Here is an 18,678-nt window from a genome sequence, read left to right as displayed (position 1 = left end):
TTAACGTCTCAATAGGTCATTATTAACATTTTGCATAGCTGCTTTACTTTCAGGGCTCATCAATTGCACAACTTCCCAGACAGCCTGCTCAAGACGATCTTTATTAGGATTCATATTAAGCAATTGTTTGAGGTTTTGTACACCACGATATGCTTCTGTACGGTTTGTCCATTTAATTTCATCAAAACTTTCATCGAGATAATAGATAGCACCTACCCAGAAACTAATATCTTGTCCTTGTAGCTCAAATGCCATAGAAGACAATTGACCCTCTAACTTCTTTGCAGATTGAATATCTTTGGCAGCCATCACTTTACGGACATGCTCTTCAGACTCTTCAACAAGACGATTCGTCTGAGTATTACCGTAACGCTTATTTTGCATGATTAGGTCATTAAGCGTATCTTGAAGCTCTTGCTTTACTTTTGGCCACTCGCCAGCTTCTTCTTGCTTATCTAACTCAATCAAAGACTCTTGAAGTTTAGCTTTCACTTCTTCCTTACTTGAGCGTTCATGACCACGATAATTCAGAACTTGTTCTACTTCATCTAACTGTTCGAGCTGTTTCTCTGCAACACTGTTACCTTCATTTGCAAGGCGTTGTGCTGTTGCTTTTGCCTGAACAATCTCTTTCTGTAATTCTTCTTTCTTCACGTCTTTTTCAATTGTCGGCTCAATCACAATATCAAAACTTTCATCTAATGACGGAAGGTAAACCGATAATTTTCCTCGGCGTGAAGCATCAATATTTAAGGTTACTTCCACCTCACTACCCGCAGGAAGAAAACCTGAAATATCTTGACCCGTGATAGCAAATTTACCGAAGAATGTATTTAAAATTGCTCTAGATCCTGCATTCCCTCGACTCAATTCATAAATTGGTATCAAAAGTTGATCTTCCTTAACACCAGGTCGAATATCTTTCATGGTCTTGAAAGAACCTTTACCCTTAGCAGGTAACGTTTTATTTTTTTCTAATCCTGCAAGTGGATAAACACCCTGTTTGTTATCCACTGTGTCATAGACTTCAATCCCAACACTATAAGGTAGAGTTGCATTAGCAATTTTCATCCCTTGAATGATGGTAATTGAACTTGGTTCACACGGTATATTTGAACCATCAGGTCCAGATAATTTAATGTTAAATTGGTTGGTCTTACCCTCATTTAACATGAGTTCTATAATTTCTACATCACCTTCAACGATCACTTTCCCAGAAGACCAACCACTATCACCACGAATAATTTCTAAAGTAAACGTATCCGGTAAATTAGCTGTAGACTGATCACGATTAATGCGAATACCTAAATTTTCATGCGTTTCTACAGTGGTTTCCGGATATTTCAGGCTTAATTGTGCTTTTGAACTATCACGTTTTTGTAGATCTCTTGGAATATCTTTTGTAGAGGCAAATAATGCAGCACCTTTTGCCACTGCTGTCATCGGGTCAATACTTGTATCAACCTTTTCTGTAATTTGCTCTTTTAACATTCGACGCAAAGTCTGTTGGAAGGTTGGGCCTCCAACAAGGATGAGTGACTCTAGATCACGGCCACTTAAATTATTACGTTTTAATACATCTTTAACAATATCAATGGCACGTTGAAAAATTGGACTAACCACTTTTTCATACTGCTCTAAGCTAATTACAAAGTCAGCTAAAATTTCTTCCCCATCATCATCATCACCTAAATCATCAATATCACATTTTATTTTTTCTTTAGAAGATAATGAAATTTTAGTTTGTTCCGCATATTTTTTTAATGCTTCTTGAAGGAGTTTTTTAGTACTTTCATTTTCAAGCGTATCACTTAATTCACATTGTTTTTCTAATTCTGGAATTAATAACTGATCGACAATTGCATTATCTAAATTTTTACCGCCAAGATGGTTATCTCCTTCAGTATCCACGACTTTCATAATGCCTTCGTCAACATGCATTAATGCCGCATCAAAGGTTCCTCCACCGAAGTCGAAGACCAACCAATACCCATTAGTATTATTAACTTTCATTCCATAAGCAATTGAAGCTGCAATTGGCTCTTGTAATAACTCACAATATTTTAGACCAGCCAACTCAGCTGCACGTTGTGTTGCATCTAACTGACTCTGCCTAAACATTGCAGGTACAGTAATTACTGCAGAATTTATATCCTCATCACGAATATAACCTTTCAGTTTTTTCAAGACCTCAGCAGACAATTCCTCGGAAGTATAAGACCGTTGCATATTTGAAAAATTATATTCGTGGTCTGTCCCCATGGTTCTTTTAAATTCTTGGTAACCATTTGGATCTACTTGCTTACGATTTTTGAAATTAGAAGTCGCTTCTTTATCTAAAGCATTTTTTGCACTCAATCCTACAAAAAGGGTTTGTTTTTTATTGAATGCAACGATAGATGAAGTAGTATCCATCTGATTATCATCACTTTTATATATTAATGCTTCACCATCCTCCATACGAGCAATTGCTGAATTTGTCGTTCCTAAATCAATACCGTAATCAATTTTTTGACGCATTTTTATAGTTCCTTAACCTACACTAACTTCTACATCTGCCATACGAATCATTACCCCATTAAAATTCACTTGTGGTGTAACAACTTTAGAGATAATACTTTGTCCTTGTTCTAACTCATCACTTGGTATGAAACGTGATTGGATTGATAAATTCTCACTAAATTCCATACCTGTGTGGTCAATAATTTCATAGCCTTGTTCAGATAACTCATCTTCTAACCGTTCTAATGACTTACTGAGTGGCTTCAACCCTTTAGTATCTTCAGGCAATGCTGCAAGACGTTTACGCATACGATGAATTTCGTCAGCCAATTTTAGAGGTAGACTATGATCCAGTTCGCTATTCTGTTGAACCACAGGTGTAACTTTGGCTTGTTCTTTAAGCTGAATTAAAACTTCATGTAAGCGGTCAGCAAGTTGAATATCAGACTTCACAATATTTTCTTCAGTCTGACGCACATTATCCAATGCAAGTTTCACTTGAGATGACAAATCCTCGGTCGATTTCGCTTGTTTTTTTCTGAGTAATAAGTAACTTGTGGCAATCAAACCTAATGCTAAAAGTAACCCGATCAGTACAATGATTGTTCGAGTAGCAATACTGTCATTGATCGTGGCAGTAGTTTCAGCCGTTGATTTATTAAGTTGATTTAATTCTTCAACAGTTTGTGTATGTGCTTTTATACTATCCTGCAACTTAGTTTCTAGAATTTTTAAATCATCATTCAGAGTTTTAATTTGCAGCTGGTGTTGTTCATCCTGCTCAGTAATTTTTGAAATTAATGCTTTTTGCTGTTTAAGACTCTCTGCTTTTATCTGATTAATTTGTTCTAATGCCTGCTTGTTTAAATTTTCAAGCTCGCCAAATTTAACACGTATATCCTGTGGAATTTGCTCATTAGATGCTGCTGAAGCATGCCCTAACATCCCACCCAATACTATAAGTACAGCTATTCTTTTCATTGAATTCTTCATTTTTAAATACTCAAACCTTAATTTCTTTTAGGCATGATCATATTAAGTACGATATATGCAATTACACCTGGCCAAATAGATGTAAATACGCTAACTACAACAAACAAAATTCTTAGAAAACCAGCATTCCATCCCCAAAGTTCAGCTAAACCACCTAGTGCCCCACTAAATACAATATCTTTATCTGACTTATAAAACCCAGGCTCTTGATAGGATGATGGTTCATATTGATGATTATTTTGGGTTTTCACGAATTTATTAATAATATTTTCAAACTCTTCAATCTGTTCTTTAATATTTTTATAATTCCGTTCAACTCGATCCTCCACCTCAGGCACAAGTTCGAACGTTCTCATTATTTCCATTAAGCTACATACAGGCTTAGCCACACTCAGGAAATATGCTATATCTTGGTGGTTTTCCAATCTATTATGTGCATCATTAAATTCATCAATTAAAAAGTTCAAAATTTTCGTCACACAATAAGAAGATACTTTGTAATACATGTCATCATGTATATCTATCTGTTTTAATTCTTGTTTAAAGATATTTAAAATTTTTCTAGCATCTTCGATTGAATTAATGTCTCTTTCCATATACTCAGCGATAGATGAGTAGTTTTTTGAAAATTTATCATTTTCAATTAAATCTATTAGTTGTTCTTTATTTACCTTTACCTCTTCAGCAACCTGTCCATAAGATGGTAATTGTTCTGCCCATGTAATTAAATCATAGGCTAAATCACGATTATCTAGCTTATTATTTGCATATAGGGAACACTTTCTAACCTCTTCTACATACTCATTAAGAATATTTTGTATTTTATAATTTTCCGAAAATTCATCTATTTCATAAATCAGGTCTTCAACTTCTTTCAAACCATTATATTGATTTATAGAACTTGAATTTTCAGTATCCCTCAACTGCTGACTCTTTTGGATCGCAGTTTCTATCTGATTAATACAAAGTGCAAATAACTTTGTCTGTACATAGTCTTGTGCACTTGTTGAAAATGTCCAAAACTCATGTAATAGGCCAATACCATATGCACCATAAGGTTGCTCTTCTAAATTACTTATGAATTTAAGAATCTCATCTATAATTTTTTTATTTATTTGTTCTATATCAATTTTTAAATTACTTTCCCCAAATATAAATCCTTGAACATCCTGAAAATGGTCATCTGTTAAATATCCTAAATCTTTCAACGCTGATTCAAAATTGTCAGTATCAAAATTTGAACCTTGGCACCAAAATAATGAAATAACAGCTCGATTAAGTCGCCATGAAAATTTAGCATCATTTTCATTTTTACTAATTTGCTGATCCCATATTTCGAAAGCTTTTTGAACTTGATTGTTTTCAATACATTCAATTGCTAATTCATCAACACTATCAACTTTTGCAAACCAGAAGAAAGCGTATACCAATTTGTCAGTATCATTTTCTATATCTTTCGCAGCTTGCTGAATCGTATCTACTGTTCTTGTAAGAGGTGCTATTTCAGTTAGATCAAGGGAATATTTTTTTGGCTTACCAAACTCAGCAAATGTTTCTAAATCAGCTACTCTTTTTGCTACTTCTCTTGATGAAGCATTTGCAGTAAGCCCCAAAATACGGTAAGGATTATTAATTACGAACTGCAAGCTACCCTCTACTAATATTTAATTTTTTGTAATTTAATCACATTTCTACATAAAAACAACAATTTATTAATGGATATTTCTACTTTAAGTTAATTTAAAACTTAAAGTAGAAATATCTGTAGCGATGGTGGCAGTTGAACTCACAAAAAAGTATTTCACGTATGAATGCTTAGCTTTCCCCATATCTCTGAATTACCCGAAACTTACCCCAAAAAAAAAGAGAGTGGTAATACCACTCTCTTTTTTGATATTTAATCTATATAAGCCATGAAACCATCTACATCTTTAGCCTTTATGTAGTGAGCAGGTTTATGTATATCTGCTGCTAATGCAGTAAAATGCTGTTCACCACACTTGATCTTAGCCCCTTCATGATGACGTAGATCATCCCACCAAGTACTCGATTTTGTCTCTACAACGAAGAAAAGTTTTTCTTCTCCTTCATCCTCAACAACAATTGCCCAGTCAGGGTTATAAGTTCCTAACGGTGTTGGTACCTTGAACCAAGAAGGTAATTTTGCATATACATTGATCTTTTCATTATTTTCTAGATCAAGTGCAAAGTTTCGTTCCACTCCTACTGAGTCATAGATCACATGTGTATACACAGACCTTTGTGATTCAACCATATCTTTAAGATATCCGCTCAATTCTGTCTGCTCAAATAACTCTTGTGCGTAATAATGTTCATTACCCACCTTCGTATATTTGATACCATCGACTAGTGCCAAACGTTTCGATCTAATAATGGCTTCAGCGCAATAATCCATGAACTGCTGTGGATTTCGCTTGAAGTCTCCTAGACGTTTGCTCTCTTTTAAGATACGAACAATACTTTTACGAGTGAGCTGGGTTCTGTCCTGCAAATCAGTTAAGATATCAGGTAGATCGATATTGGTTTCATGAACCGTTGTAAAGCCAGATTTTGATGTCTCATTTGCTTGAACTCCACCCTTACTGATCTCTAACTCTGCTTTTCTAAATTGAGCCCTTGTCTTAGTGATAGGTGGACAAGCTAAGATTGCTTCCGCACAGTCTTTAATTAATTTTTCGTTATCAAAATCAACTCGATAAGTTGTTTTAAATTTAATTCGATCCCAAAGTTCTTTAAATTCTTCTGATTCTAGCATTGCTTTTCTCGTCGCAATAGTAGTACGTTCATCTGCATTTTTAACATCTAAACGACCAGCAAGTTTTTTAAGTAACTTGGTAACGCTTGCCTCAATCTCCTTAGATTGTAGATCTCCATAATTGGTTTTAAAGTTCTCAAGTATTCCATCATTTAATTTGAAAGCATCGTCTTTCAAATGCGTTCTTAACGAGTCTTGAATTTTCCCTTTGCCATCAATAAATTTGGAATCTTTCAGGAAATCCCAAATCGCTTCAGAGTCTTCAATGCCAAGTAGTACAACTTCACCTTCTGTATTGACAGTTTGAATCGTAGCAAATTGATGTGTTTCTACAATTCCAAAACGGATGCCAGTATCAGCTTCAATTTCACGTTGTAGATTTTCTGCAAATTGCTCATAACTTTCTGTTGCGATGACTGTCAGTGTATTCAGACCATAATCACGGCCTCTAATTCGAGTTCCACTTTGATCTACACATAGTCTTAAGCCACGACCAATCGTTTGTCTACGTTCACGTTCAGTTCCCATATCTCTTAACGTACAGATTTGGAAAACGTTAGGATTATCCCAACCTTCTTTTAGCGCAGAGTGTGAGAAGATAAACTTAAGCTTATTGCCAAAGCTTAGTAATTCTTCTTTTTCCCTCATAATCAAATTATAGGCACGTTCCGAATCTTCTCTTCCAGCCTGATTATTTTCAGCAGTATTAACTGATTTTCCTTTTTTATCGATTGAGAAATATCCATTGTGTACTTTACTTGCATCCGTACTTACATCAATTTCATTAAATAGACTATTGAACTTCGGTGACTTAGCAAGTTTTTGATATTTGAACCGTACCGGGTTTGTCGGAGAGTCAATATTCTGAGAGACTATCCCGATGACAAAATTAAAATATACCCCTGAAATCAGAGAAAGAGCGGTTCAATTATTGATTGAATCCGAAAAAGATTATCCATCGAATTGGGCTGCGATCACCGCTATTGCTCCCAAGATAGGTTGTACTCCTGAAACACTACGTGTTTGGTATCAAAAATATTTAGATAAACTAAATCCAGTTAAAGTACAGCAGCTTTCAGACCAAGAACGTATCAAACAACTCGAACGCGAAAATAAAGAACTGCAACGCGCCAATGAGATTCTACGTAAAGCAGCCGCTTTTTTCGCCCAGGCGGAGCTCGACCGCCCACACAAATAATGGTGGATTTTATCCATAATAATAAAGAGCTGTACGGAGTCGAGGCGATTTGTAGAATTTTACCGATCGCACCCTCAACCTATTACCGGACTCTAGATCTCTGCGAAAACCCAGAACATCGAGCAAAGCGAGATCTACATGACTTGCATCATGCTGAACAAATTAAACGAATTTGGAAGGAAAGTTCAGGTCGATATGGTGTACGTAAAGTTTGGCAAAAACTGAAACGTGAAGGCTATATTATTGCACGCTGTACAGTTGCTCGATTGATGCAAAAGCTAGGTATACAAGGTGTTTGGCGAGGTAAGAATAAACAAACTACCCATAGCCGAGATGATCAAAAACGAGCAGATGACTTGGTGAAACGCAATTTTAGTGCTGATCACCCTGACCAGCTGTGGGTCGCTGACTTTACGTATATTCAAACAAATTCAGGCTGGGTCTATACCGCCTTTATTATTGATGTGTTCTCGCGAGCAATTGTTGGATGGAAAGTATCAACACGGATGAATACAGACATGGTGCTCGATGCACTGGAGCAAGCATTGCATGATCGAGGCATGCCAAAGAACGTGATTCATCATAGTGACAGAGGTGTGCAATATCTTTCCATTCGTTATACCAATCGTTTAGAAGCAGCAAATTTACGAGCATCAGTCGGTACGACCGGTGATTCATACGATAATGCTTTGGCTGAAACAGTGAATGGCTTATACAAAACAGAGGTGATTGAATATTTAAAAGCAGATTGGCAAGGTTTAGCGGATGTACAACTTGCGACATTAAATTGGGTAGATTGGTTCAATAAAGAGCGTGTACATAGTGCACTAGGTTATGTGCCACCTTTTGATTTTGAAGCAATGTACTATGATAAAATTAATCCGTTAGGTCAGGTGGCCTAACTTAAATAAAAAAGTCTCCGACAAACCCGGTACGGTTCAATTCTTCCTCAAACATCAAGGCATATTTGCCTTTAACAATGTTACCGCTTTCATCGTATTGACGATAATGCTCTACACTATCAATAAAAAATAAACTCAAGACTTTAATCTTTTGACCATTCGCAGCAAAGCGCAATTCCTTTTCAAAATGCTCTTGGATGGTACGACGAATCATTAAGCGTTTCTGATCATCGGGATCTAAGCCACCGATATTTTCACCAGGTGTCAAAACACGGTCGTAACCTGCGCCTTTAACTTCTATCGATTCATATTTACCACATGTAATCGTACCAATTTGCATATTTGCATAGATTGTACGATTGGTCGCATCTTCTAAAGGTTCTCCATCCTCAACTGTTAATACTTGACGTTTTATATTTTTACCACTTTGAATATCAAGTTCAACTTTCGCAGAAATTGAGCCATTTTTATTATGAGTAGATATAAGTTTTATGTAAGGTTTGTTATAGCCACTATCAACTTCTAAAGATGCTACTTCAATCTGCTTCACCAAGCCTTTTTCATAGGCATCTACAGCATCCAGACGATACACCATATTAAACTTATCAACATGTGTCGCTGAATAACGTAAAGTACATAGCGGATTCATTGCATCTAATGCTTTTTTACCAGCACCGTTTAAGCCACCATCCACACTTTGTGGCTCATCAACGATAATGATTGGATGAGTTGCCTGAATAAAATCAATTGGCTTTTCATCATTGAAATCTTCGCTTGGCTTATATAAGTTGTTAATGTCTTTTTTGTTGATTGCACCAACTGTGGTGACCATGATTTGAATATTAGAACTCGTGGCAAAGTTTCTTACTTGACCTGGTTTGTTTGAATCGTAGAGGAAATATTCATACCCTTTGGATTTAGGATATAAACCTTCAAAATGTTCTTGTGTAATTTGTAAGGTTTTATAGACACCTTCTTTGATGGCGATCGAAGGCACAACAATGATAAATTTGGTAAAACCATATTCTTTATTCAGCTCAAATATGGTACGTAAATAAACGTAAGTCTTTCCTGTACCCGTTTCCATCTCTACGGTAAAATCATTACTCGCTAGACTTTCAACAGGTTTGAGTCCATTTTTAAGTTGAATGCTTTTAAGATTGCCCCCAATCTCTTCATCTAATAAAAGTTTTCTGTTCCCGATACCGAGCTGAGTATCTTCAAATAATGCTAAGTTCACATCATCATTATTACGGTAAGTCACAGAGAATTCACTACGTGTAATTTCCTGTCCTTTAAATAAGTTCACTACCGCATCAATTGCTGCACGTTGATAATCTAGATTATCTTCAAACTGTAATTTCATCGTCGCCATTATAGCCCCCAATTTTCTTTAAATACGTAAGCGTCCGCTGAATCCCATACCAATTTTTAATTCGATTTAGGTTTCCAGCAGTGTGGCAGTAACTCTTCAATCTGGGTCACTTTATGTGTCGGCAGCCTTTTCAGCACATCACTTAAATAGGCATACGGATCCAAGCCATTCAGCTTTGCTGACTGGATTAAAGTCATGATATTGGCAGCTCGTTGGCCGCTGCGCAGCGAGCCAGCAAACAGCCAGTTCTTACGTCCCAACGCCCAGGGGCGCATCTGATTCTCAACCCAATTATTATCTATAGGTAAATTGCCATCATCCAGATAGCGGCTTAAGGCTGGCCAACGCTTCAGAGTGTAATTGATCGCCTTGGCGGTTGGAGAACTCGATGGTACCGTCAGTTGATGTTGGTTGAGCCATTCATATAGTTGTTGCATCACTGGTTGACTATGCTGTTGTCGGTATTCGCGGCGGTCTTCCGCTGTACCATCGGTCTTTTTCCTGAGTTCTGCTTCTATCGCATACAGTTTCTGAATCAGCACTAAGGCCTGTTCAGCGACCTGACTTTTCCCGGTCACATGCAGTTCATGGAATTTACGACGTGCATGGGCCATGCAGCCCACCTCAATGACCTGGCCTGATTTAAAGCGTGCTTTATAACCACTGTAATCATCACAGACTAGATTGCCCTGCCAGCCTTTCAAGAACTCTTCAGCATGCTGGCCTGAACGACTATCCTGAAAGTCATAGATCACCGCCTGAACTGGATTATACTGTGTGGTGGCATAGGCCCAGACATAACCTTTCTTCGGTTTTTTATTATTCTCACCCATCCGCATGATGGTGACCGGTGTTTCATCTGCATGCAGCACCCGCTGTTGCAGCACCACCTCTTTTAAGGCATTGGCCAGAGGTTCCAGTTCTACACCGCAGCGACCTATCCAGTCAGATAAAGTGGATCTGGACAGATCAATGCCAGCCCGCTGATAGATCAGGCGCTGACGGTACAGCGGCAAATGATCGGCATACTTCGATACCAGCACATGGCTGAGCAATTCAGGTGAAGCAATGCCTTTATCAATCACATAGGCGGGCATCGCTTGCTGAGTTAGAGTGTCACACTGATCACAGACCCATTTACCACGCACATGCTGTTCCTTATAGAACTGTGCCGGTCTGAAATGCAGTTTTTCACTGACATCTTCGCCGATACGACGGAGTTGGCAGCCACAAGCACATTGGGTTGATGCAGGTTCATGCTCAATACGGATGGTGTGTAGATGATCTGGCAGTGGTCGACGTTTAGGTTTATTGGTTTTGGCTTTCTGTGTCGCTGCATTGGTTTTATCTGCATTTAGCCGTTCCAGTTCTAGATCAACCGCGGCAATATCTTCTTCAACCGCTTCATCCCACAGATGGATTTGTTTTGCCGTTAAGTGTTCATTCTTTTGGGCGAATTTGTGCTTTTTAAACAGCGCCAGTTCATGCTCGTATTTTTGATTGAGAATAGAAAGATGTTGAACTTTGGCATCCAATTGTTGGTTTGATTGTGCTAGAGACTGATGCTGCAGCGCCAACTGCCTGGTGAATTCCAGCAGTTGTTCATGGGTCAGTTGGCTTAAGTCAGGCAGCGTATTCATGACCGCAGTATGCCTGAGGTCATGAGAAGAATGAAATAGAACGTTTGGAGAATAGCAGAATGGTCGAGCCTGGTTTAAAGCATCGTCACCACCTGCTGTCGTCCAATGCGCTGCCAGGGCAAACCTTGGATCAGTGCCTGTAACTGTTCCGGGCTGAGGGCCACGGTTTCACCTTGGTGAACTTGAGCCCAGTGAAATTTGCCCTGTTCCAGCCGCCGGGCACACAGCCAGATCCCCAGTCCATCATGCACCAGTACTTTCATGCGATGGCCACGTTTATTACAGAACAGGTAAGCACAATGCGGTTTGATGTAGCCAAAGGCTCTCACCACCTGAGCCATGGTCGTATCCATTCCTGCTCGCATGTCCATGGGCTGGGTAGACAACCAGATTTCATCGATACGGATCATGTTGCCAGTGCCTTGAGTAATTCTGCTAAAGCAGATATTTTTGATACTTGCCATTTCAAGCCAATTTCTGCTTTTGAGTGGGGTAAAGTAATTTGAACCGTTAACATGTCAGTAGGAGTAGGATCTAATGGTGCAGAGCAGGATAAGGCAATAAATGCAGGTTTATTCGGTAGTGGTGAGCGATCATTCCCTGGCTTAGCATCAATTAAGCGAATCCATTTGGATACGAGATTTGTATTCAATCCATGTTGCAAAGCGACCGAAGCAATTGAAACGTCCGGTGCTTTACAAGCCTGAACGATCTGCTGTTTAAATTCAGCACTGTATGTTCTTCGTTTTTTCGCAAGAGATGCGATGGATGTCTGGTGATTTGTAGTCATAAATTTTAGTCCCCACTTGTTTTTAAGTGGGGACTAAATTAAGGCTTATAGGACGAATTCATAAGGTGTGTTCAGCGGACGCTTACTTAAATACGTTAAGCAGAGCATCTTGTCTTTTTAGAATGACGTCCGGCGTCCATTGGGGCTCATTGAGTACTTGAGTCGTTAAGACATAAGATGATACTGCCTTAGTACCTGCAAAATAAGCTGTCTTTTTCTTATCAAAATCATAATTTTGAGCTTTCGAATTACGACGCTTATTCAGAGGAACCAAATTCGCTAATTTATGCGTCCATGCTTTTCTCACATCTTCATCTGGCCATAAGTTTGACCATTCACTTCCCTCATGCACTGTTTGAGGAAGGACATGCTCAATGGTTAAGATGGATGAATCATAGGTTGCTGCACCATCAGATAAGAACGAATCTAATCTCAAAATAATGTGATTACGACGGCGAGCTGTTAGGCTATAAATATCACTCTGAAGTACATTCAACATTTGAATCTTTTCATCATTGCTCAATTCAACCGTACTTACAGGTGCAGCTAAAGAATGCTCTTGTTCTAATGCAAGTAAAACTAATTTATAGCGCTCAATTCGCTCATTAATATTTAGCCCACAGATATGCATATAAGCAGCAAGTCGCTCTAACTTCTCGAAGAACCACAACATATATTCTGAATCACTTTTATTTTGAATCACGAACTGAATTGCGGCTGGTACCCAATCTGAATTATCAATTCGGTTCAGCCACTTCAAATGATTATTGATCTTTTCAGCATTAGCTGTTGCAGTGTATGAACTCGTTTTTACAATGTCATACGCATCGACATAAGGATCTAATATTTGATCTACGAAAACCTTTGGATCAGTAATAATCGATAAGACATAGCCTTTAAACTCTTCTAAAAGATTACGTTTTGCTTTTTCTTTAGAAAAAATCATACGTATATGGCTAAATAGATTATTAAAATCCTCTCGACCAATACTTTCTTCAAGGTCTTCCCATTTTTTACTATAAACTTCTCTGTCAGTTTCTGCGCTCAATGCACCAATCACATCAGCTTTAATAATATCCGTTGGCTGTAAATCTAAGCCACGACTATTCATTACTGAGAACACTCGAAAAGCTGTATTCTGGCTTGGCGTGGTTACAGCAACAATAAAACATCTTTGAACAAGAAACTTAATAAACTCTTTTAGGCTTTGTGCATCATGATCAAAAGTCGTTTTTACTTTGTCATACAGCACTTTACTATTTTGCTTAATATGTAACTTGGCTTCATTTTCTAATTGTTCATTATCAAGTTTGAAGAGCGCTTCAAAATTTAACTCTTGAACATATTTTTTAAAGTAATCTTTATCTCGCTCACGTAAGGTTAAACGAGGCTGTGGATTGATCCCTTCAAATTCATTACCAGGTTCAAAAATATATTTATAAAGCTGACTATTGATCCCACCTTGATCTAAAGCAGCAAACACCGCAAATAGTATTGTAAGTGTGGTTAAACGTTGCTGACCATCAATGACTTCAGCATAAGGTTTTCCTTCTTGTTTGATTAAAACAATACTACCAAGGAAGTACTCATCTTCTTTTTCAGTTTGGAAGAAGTTATAGAGATCATCAAAAAGTACTGAAGCATGCTGTTCTTCCCACGTATAGGGACGTTGGTAAGATGGAATGACATACTGAAAGTCCGAACTAAAGATTTTCGCTAGTGGGTACTCTGCACCACTAATTTTTTTACTCATGGTGTCTCCCCTTACAGACTGCGTACATGCTTTAAGCCATTCTGTTCTAGAATCGCCGCGAGATTGGTTTTTACAACATCATCTTGGAATGCGCTGTCTTTAAAGAAAATATGAGTGTCATTTGAAGGGGCTAATTCTTTATGCCATTCAATAATGGCAGATGTGATGACATCCAAATCAGTAGCTAAAATAGAATCATCTAAACACGCAAAGACTGCACCATAGCCAATGCTATACAGTGTTTTTGAATTAATTTCGCGTTTTTCAATTGGTGTTGCTAAATCAATACCACGCTTTAATAGTAGCTCATAAAGCACGTCTAACTCAGTACGACCTTCGATCAGATGATCTTCGTTTAAATCCAAAGTATTTTCTAAATCATCTGTATGCACATTCCAAGGCTGAATATTTGATTGGGCTAATTTAAAAACTTTAAATCCTGAATCGATAAAGGAAAATTCTTTTTTTATATTTTCTCCACTAACAGTAATTCTTTGTTTAGTAATCTCAGCAATACTATTGAATCCTAATTTATAAGCTACAGAATTAGGTTCACACGGTTCTGGCAATTGTACAGCGATAAATCTTCGACGACTTTTATTTTTAGCATTTACATTCATTACGGCTTGAGCTGTAGTGCCCGAACCAGCAAAGAAGTCCAAAATAATTGCTTCTGGGTCTTCAATTTGTTCAATAAAATTTTCTATTAATCTAGTTGGTTTAGGAAAATCGAAAACACCATCTTCTTTAAAAATAGAATTTATTTCACGAGTACCATCTGCAGTAGAAACATTCTGAATTACTGAGGAAATATTTTTATATATACTATCCATTTCATTCAAAAATAATTTTTGTCTTGGACGCCCTGTTAAGCTCTCAGGCCATAAAATTCTTTTTTCTTTAATTTTTACAGCCATTGTATTTTTATCGAATCTCCAACCTTTTGGTGGGCACCCATAATTTATACCAGTTTCAGGATTTATCAGATCATAATGCAGATTCGGTCTTTTATCTTTTGTGGCTAATCCTGTCATATCAGCACTACGCCAATTACCTCTAGAATCATTATCGGGATTACTAAATTTATTAAGATCTTTCTCAGTACCCCTTAAAGAAACTCCATCATTTTTTCTGTAGCAAACAATATATTCATGATCTGAAGAAAGACCTGTTTTTGCTCTTGTATCTTCACTTACTCTCGATTTCCAAACAAAACAACCGATGAAATTCTCTTCACCAAAAATTTCATCCATAATTAATTTAAGATGACCATATTCTCCATCATCAATGGAGATAAAAATAACACCATTTGTACCAAGCAAACTCTTTGATAGAGTTAATCTTGGGTACATCATACTTAGCCAAGTTGAATGCTTTCTACCACTTTTCTCAGTTGCTGAAGTAGTAGTAATCCCCTCGCTCTTTTGATTTGTAAAAATTAAATAATTATCTAAACTTTCCACAAAATTATCTGGATATATAAGACCATGTCCAGTGTTGTATGGTGGATCGATATATATAACACTCACAGAATTGGCATAACTCTTTTGAAGAAGTTTTAAGACCTCTAAGTTATCACCTTCAATAAATAGATTTTGAGTCGTATCCCAATCCACACTTTCATGTGGACATGGCAGTAAAGTACCAAGTGACGGTGTAAAGGCATTTTGACGGGCTTTTTTCTTGCCGTGCCAATTTAATCCAAACTTTTCTTCACCTTCTTCAAGAACACCTAAGTCCCCAAAGACATGAAGAAATACATCAAAATTGACTTTTCCATCTCGTACTAGCTCAGGAAACAACTGTTGAAGTGCTTCAATATTTTCTTGTTGAATATCTAAAGACTGACCGTCTTGCAATGTAACTTTCACAGAGTTTTCCCTTATAAACTACGTACGTGGTCTAAGCCATTTTGTTGGAGAATAGCGGCGATATTGGTTTTCACTACATCATTTTCAAAAGCACTGTCTCGGAAGAAAATATGTGGTTTATTGCCAGGCGCTAATTCTTGATACCAATCGATGATGATTTGAGCAATAGACTCGATATCACCTGCTTGAATATTTTCATCCAAACATGCAAACGTCGCCCCATAGCCAATGCTATAAACAGTTTTTTCACCAGCTTTACGTTCTGCAATTGGTGTTGCGAGATCAATACCTCGCTTCAGTAGTAGTTCATACAGAATGTCTTGTTCTGTGCGACCTTCGATTAGGTGATTTTCACTCTCTAAAAGTGTTACCTCTAAATCAGTAGGATCAGGATTCCAAGGTTGGATATTGGATTGAGCAAGTTTAAAAACTTTGAAGCCTAAATCTAATAACTGATCTACATCTGTTTCTTCTAGCTTTTCTTTAACTAGCTTTAATCTTAATTTAGTAATTTCACATATATTCAGTGGAAGAGAGCGTTCATTTAAATACTTAATCGAATTAAGAATAATCTTCTTGGATAAACCTGTTGCCGTCTTAGCCATAGCTTCTAGACTTTCAGGCAACTGCACTAGAATATATTTCACTCGATGAGCATTCAGAACATTATGAAGCATTACAGCATGTCCTGTCGTTCCAGAACCCGCAAAGAAATCTAAAACAACATCATTTTCCTTTATATTTAATGCTTTAAAAAAATCTACCAATAATTCTTCATCTTTGGGATTAGTAAATATATTTTCACCAAATAAAGCTCTTAATCTTTTAGATGCAACACGACCATCTTTGAAACGCAAACTTGTTAGACTTTTCATCTCAGTATTTTTCAAATACGTTTTTAAACAAGGTACTGTCGTTTCATCTATACCAAAATGCACTCCCCCACTTGCAATTAGCTCATCCATTGTAGATTTCGGACAGAACCAACCTCTAGAAGGTTTTTTAACATTCTTCTTAGTTACAGGATGTTCAACCTCATATACATATTGTCCAACATTTGGTCCTGAAATATTGTCAGGGAAATAAACGCCCTTTTCATCCATCCAACTGTAGTGCTTACTATCGATAATCGGATTAGAGTCAGGAAAATTCTTATACCAATCTAAAGCTGCTTGATGGATTGCTTTCCAATCACTACCATGCTCATTTTTGAATTTTTCGAAAGCTTTATAAATTTCATCAATGCCCTCTTTTTTCTCAAGCCATTCACCCTTATTTACCGATTTATTTTTTGTGAAAAAAACAAAATATTCATGCTGTATAGAAATATAATCTTGATCATTTTTACTACTATTTTTCCAAACAATCTCTCCACAGTAGTTTTCTTCACCAAAAATTTCTTGTGCAATTTTGACTAAATTGACATGCTCATTTTCATCAATAGAAATTACTAAAACGCCATCATCCTTTAAAAGAGATCTCGCCAATAAAAGGCGTGAATACATCATATTCAACCAATTAGAATGCTTACGACCCGCTTTTTCTTTCGCTGATGTTAAAGTGTTACCTTCTTCATCTTTTTGCCCTGTATAAAGAAGATAAGTATCTAAATTTTCTTGAAAATTATCTGGATAAATAAACTCACTACCAGTGTTGTAGGGAGGATCAATATAGATAAGTTTAACTTTATTGGTATAACTCTTTTGCAGAAGTTTTAACACTTCTAAATTATCACCTTCAATAAATAAATTTTGCGTGTTATCCCAATCCACACTGTCTTCAGGGCACGGTAATAATGTTCCAAGTGAAGGTATCAATGCCGCTTGACGGGCTTTCTTTTTCCCATGCCAGTTCAAGCCATACTTTTCTTCACCTTCATCCAAAACCTGTTTGTCACCCAAAAGCTGACGTAAAGTATCAAAATTGACTTTACCTTCAGAGAAAACTTCAGGAAAAATCTGCTTTAGATGTTCAATATTTTGCTGAACCAAATTTTCACTTTGGTTTTCTTCAAGACTTATTTTCTGCATAACCATTACTTCAAAGTTTAAAAATTGGGATGACTCGAAATCTATATACAACGAACAATCGACTGAATTTCATCTTTCAGCTTATGTAGCTGAACATTAAGCTCAACCTGTCGACCTAGCTGCTTTTCTTTCTTTAATTTATTGGAGATTTCTACTTGTCTTTTTTCCAATTCAATTAAATTTTTCAAAGCACTCGCACGACTCTCTGTGGAGAGATGATCATCCTGTGATGAAAGCTCAAAAGAGCCACTATATCTTGCACATTGTAAGGCAATTAGGCGTGCTTTTATCGAATCATAAAAATGATAAAAGCTTTGGAATGATAACTGAGATAGTTGCATGCTTTCTAAAAATTTCTGCTCCACTACCGACAATTGTGCTGAATTCAGCCAAGATGAAATGATACTTTCTTCAAGTACCCATTTTTCATTATCAGACTGATTGGTACGCTTATGGATTACACCAAAACTGAGGCAATCCTCTTCTTCATTTTTAAAATGAAATAAGATCACTAATGGATAAGGAATACAACGATTAAAAAACTGCTGAATCCTTTCTATGTTCTTTTTATCCTCGACTTCCACCAGTAAGACCGCGACTTCTAAATATTCACGAATTTCAGTTTGGTACACAGGAATGTTGAGCGTGCTCGGTTTAAAACTATATAACCACGTAATTTTGGATATATCCTTTTTTAAACATTCTCTATCTTTTGCATCTAAAATATTTTTATGACCATCATTTGCCTGTTCAAATAGTTTCTTAAAGACGGTCTTATCTACTTTGCATTTTTCAGGGATATTTAACTGATTCAAAAAATCATCGAGTAAACTCATTTTTATTCCCCC

General features: G+C 37.0%; 13 protein-coding genes and 1 other annotated feature. Of the genes, 1 reads left to right on the top strand and 12 read right to left on the bottom strand.

The annotated features are described in order from the left end of the window. From I6L24_RS07590 to I6L24_RS07575, 4 genes are all read right to left on the bottom strand, one after another. Window positions 1-2,520 carry an Hsp70 family protein gene (locus I6L24_RS07590; protein WP_216985867.1) on the bottom strand — a complete coding sequence of 840 codons (2,520 nt, stop codon included), beginning with the start codon at window positions 2,518-2,520 and terminating at the stop codon, window positions 1-3. A gap of 12 nt (window positions 2,521-2,532) precedes the next feature. After that, on the bottom strand, window positions 2,533-3,483 hold the full coding sequence (locus I6L24_RS07585; protein WP_010700367.1) for a hypothetical protein: 951 nt from the start codon (window positions 3,481-3,483) through the stop codon (window positions 2,533-2,535). 29 nt (window positions 3,484-3,512) lie between these two features. Next, window positions 3,513-5,141: a PspC domain-containing protein gene (locus I6L24_RS07580; protein ID WP_216985866.1), complete on the bottom strand. Its 1,629-nt coding sequence runs from the start codon at window positions 5,139-5,141 to the stop codon at window positions 3,513-3,515. 251 nt (window positions 5,142-5,392) lie between these two features. Then, window positions 5,393-6,919, bottom strand: coding sequence for a restriction endonuclease (locus tag I6L24_RS07575; protein WP_228733303.1), 1,527 nt, complete (start codon window positions 6,917-6,919; stop codon window positions 5,393-5,395). Window positions 6,920-7,151: 232 nt separating this feature from the next. Between I6L24_RS07575 and I6L24_RS07570 the strand changes: the two genes are divergently transcribed. Further along, a protein-coding gene (locus I6L24_RS07570; RefSeq protein ID WP_148335363.1) for an IS3 family transposase occupies window positions 7,152-8,371 on the top strand; the annotation gives its coding sequence in 2 pieces (ribosomal slippage) (window positions 7,152-7,428 and window positions 7,428-8,371; 1,221 coding nt in all). Further along, window positions 7,427-7,543 (top strand) — a sequence feature (AL1L pseudoknot). It overlaps the preceding gene by 117 nt. Before the next feature lies 1 nt (window position 8,372). Here I6L24_RS07570 and I6L24_RS07565 read toward each other — a convergent pair. The 8 genes from I6L24_RS07565 to I6L24_RS07530 form a co-directional block, all read right to left on the bottom strand. Further along, window positions 8,373-9,746: a DEAD/DEAH box helicase family protein gene (locus tag I6L24_RS07565; RefSeq protein ID WP_228733302.1), complete on the bottom strand. Its 1,374-nt coding sequence runs from the start codon at window positions 9,744-9,746 to the stop codon at window positions 8,373-8,375. A gap of 56 nt (window positions 9,747-9,802) precedes the next feature. Next, window positions 9,803-11,386, bottom strand: coding sequence for an IS66-like element ISAba25 family transposase (locus tag I6L24_RS07560; RefSeq protein ID WP_216985865.1), 1,584 nt, complete (start codon window positions 11,384-11,386; stop codon window positions 9,803-9,805). 74 nt (window positions 11,387-11,460) lie between these two features. Beyond that, window positions 11,461-11,796, bottom strand: coding sequence for an IS66 family insertion sequence element accessory protein TnpB (tnpB, locus tag I6L24_RS07555; protein ID WP_000618091.1), 336 nt, complete (start codon window positions 11,794-11,796; stop codon window positions 11,461-11,463). Continuing rightward, window positions 11,793-12,176, bottom strand: a complete 384-nt coding sequence (gene tnpA / locus I6L24_RS07550) for an IS66-like element accessory protein TnpA (RefSeq protein WP_005094709.1) — start codon at window positions 12,174-12,176, stop codon at window positions 11,793-11,795. Before tnpA ends, tnpB begins: the two co-directional genes overlap by 4 nt. Before the next feature lie 82 nt (window positions 12,177-12,258). Then, on the bottom strand, window positions 12,259-13,929 hold the full coding sequence (locus I6L24_RS07545) for a DUF262 domain-containing protein (RefSeq protein ID WP_216985864.1): 1,671 nt from the start codon (window positions 13,927-13,929) through the stop codon (window positions 12,259-12,261). A gap of 11 nt (window positions 13,930-13,940) precedes the next feature. Then, entirely contained in the window at window positions 13,941-15,800 is a 1,860-nt protein-coding gene (locus I6L24_RS07540; RefSeq protein WP_216985863.1) for a site-specific DNA-methyltransferase, read from the bottom strand. A gap of 11 nt (window positions 15,801-15,811) precedes the next feature. After that, window positions 15,812-17,830 (bottom strand): site-specific DNA-methyltransferase, encoded by a 2,019-nt coding sequence (locus I6L24_RS07535; protein WP_216985862.1) that lies wholly within the window; start codon window positions 17,828-17,830, stop codon window positions 15,812-15,814. Window positions 17,831-17,871: 41 nt separating this feature from the next. Further along, window positions 17,872-18,666 (bottom strand): DUF4391 domain-containing protein, encoded by a 795-nt coding sequence (locus I6L24_RS07530; protein ID WP_216985861.1) that lies wholly within the window; start codon window positions 18,664-18,666, stop codon window positions 17,872-17,874. Window positions 18,667-18,678 lie beyond the last annotated feature (12 nt).

The sequence above is a fragment of the Acinetobacter lwoffii genome, from assembly GCF_019048525.1.
Classification (GTDB): Bacteria; Pseudomonadota; Gammaproteobacteria; order Pseudomonadales; family Moraxellaceae; genus Acinetobacter; species Acinetobacter lwoffii_K.
This window is presented reverse-complemented; position numbering and strand designations above follow the sequence as displayed.

What these genes read in the sequence shown, in the direction of transcription:
- I6L24_RS07590 (WP_216985867.1), bottom strand. Translation starts at nt 2,520, where the DNA reads ATGCGTCAAAAAATTGATTACGGTATTGATTTAGGAACGACAAATTCA.
- tnpA (WP_005094709.1), bottom strand. Translation starts at nt 12,176, where the DNA reads ATGACTACAAATCACCAGACATCCATCGCATCTCTTGCGAAAAAACGA.
- I6L24_RS07585 (WP_010700367.1), bottom strand. Translation starts at nt 3,483, where the DNA reads ATGAAAAGAATAGCTGTACTTATAGTATTGGGTGGGATGTTAGGGCAT.
- I6L24_RS07575 (WP_228733303.1), bottom strand. Translation starts at nt 6,919, where the DNA reads ATGAGGGAAAAAGAAGAATTACTAAGCTTTGGCAATAAGCTTAAGTTT.
- tnpB (WP_000618091.1), bottom strand. Translation starts at nt 11,796, where the DNA reads ATGATCCGTATCGATGAAATCTGGTTGTCTACCCAGCCCATGGACATG.
- I6L24_RS07530 (WP_216985861.1), bottom strand. Translation starts at nt 18,666, where the DNA reads ATGAGTTTACTCGATGATTTTTTGAATCAGTTAAATATCCCTGAAAAA.
- I6L24_RS07565 (WP_228733302.1), bottom strand. Translation starts at nt 9,746, where the DNA reads ATGGCGACGATGAAATTACAGTTTGAAGATAATCTAGATTATCAACGT.
- I6L24_RS07560 (WP_216985865.1), bottom strand. Translation starts at nt 11,386, where the DNA reads ATGAATACGCTGCCTGACTTAAGCCAACTGACCCATGAACAACTGCTG.
- I6L24_RS07545 (WP_216985864.1), bottom strand. Translation starts at nt 13,929, where the DNA reads ATGAGTAAAAAAATTAGTGGTGCAGAGTACCCACTAGCGAAAATCTTT.
- I6L24_RS07535 (WP_216985862.1), bottom strand. Translation starts at nt 17,830, where the DNA reads ATGCAGAAAATAAGTCTTGAAGAAAACCAAAGTGAAAATTTGGTTCAG.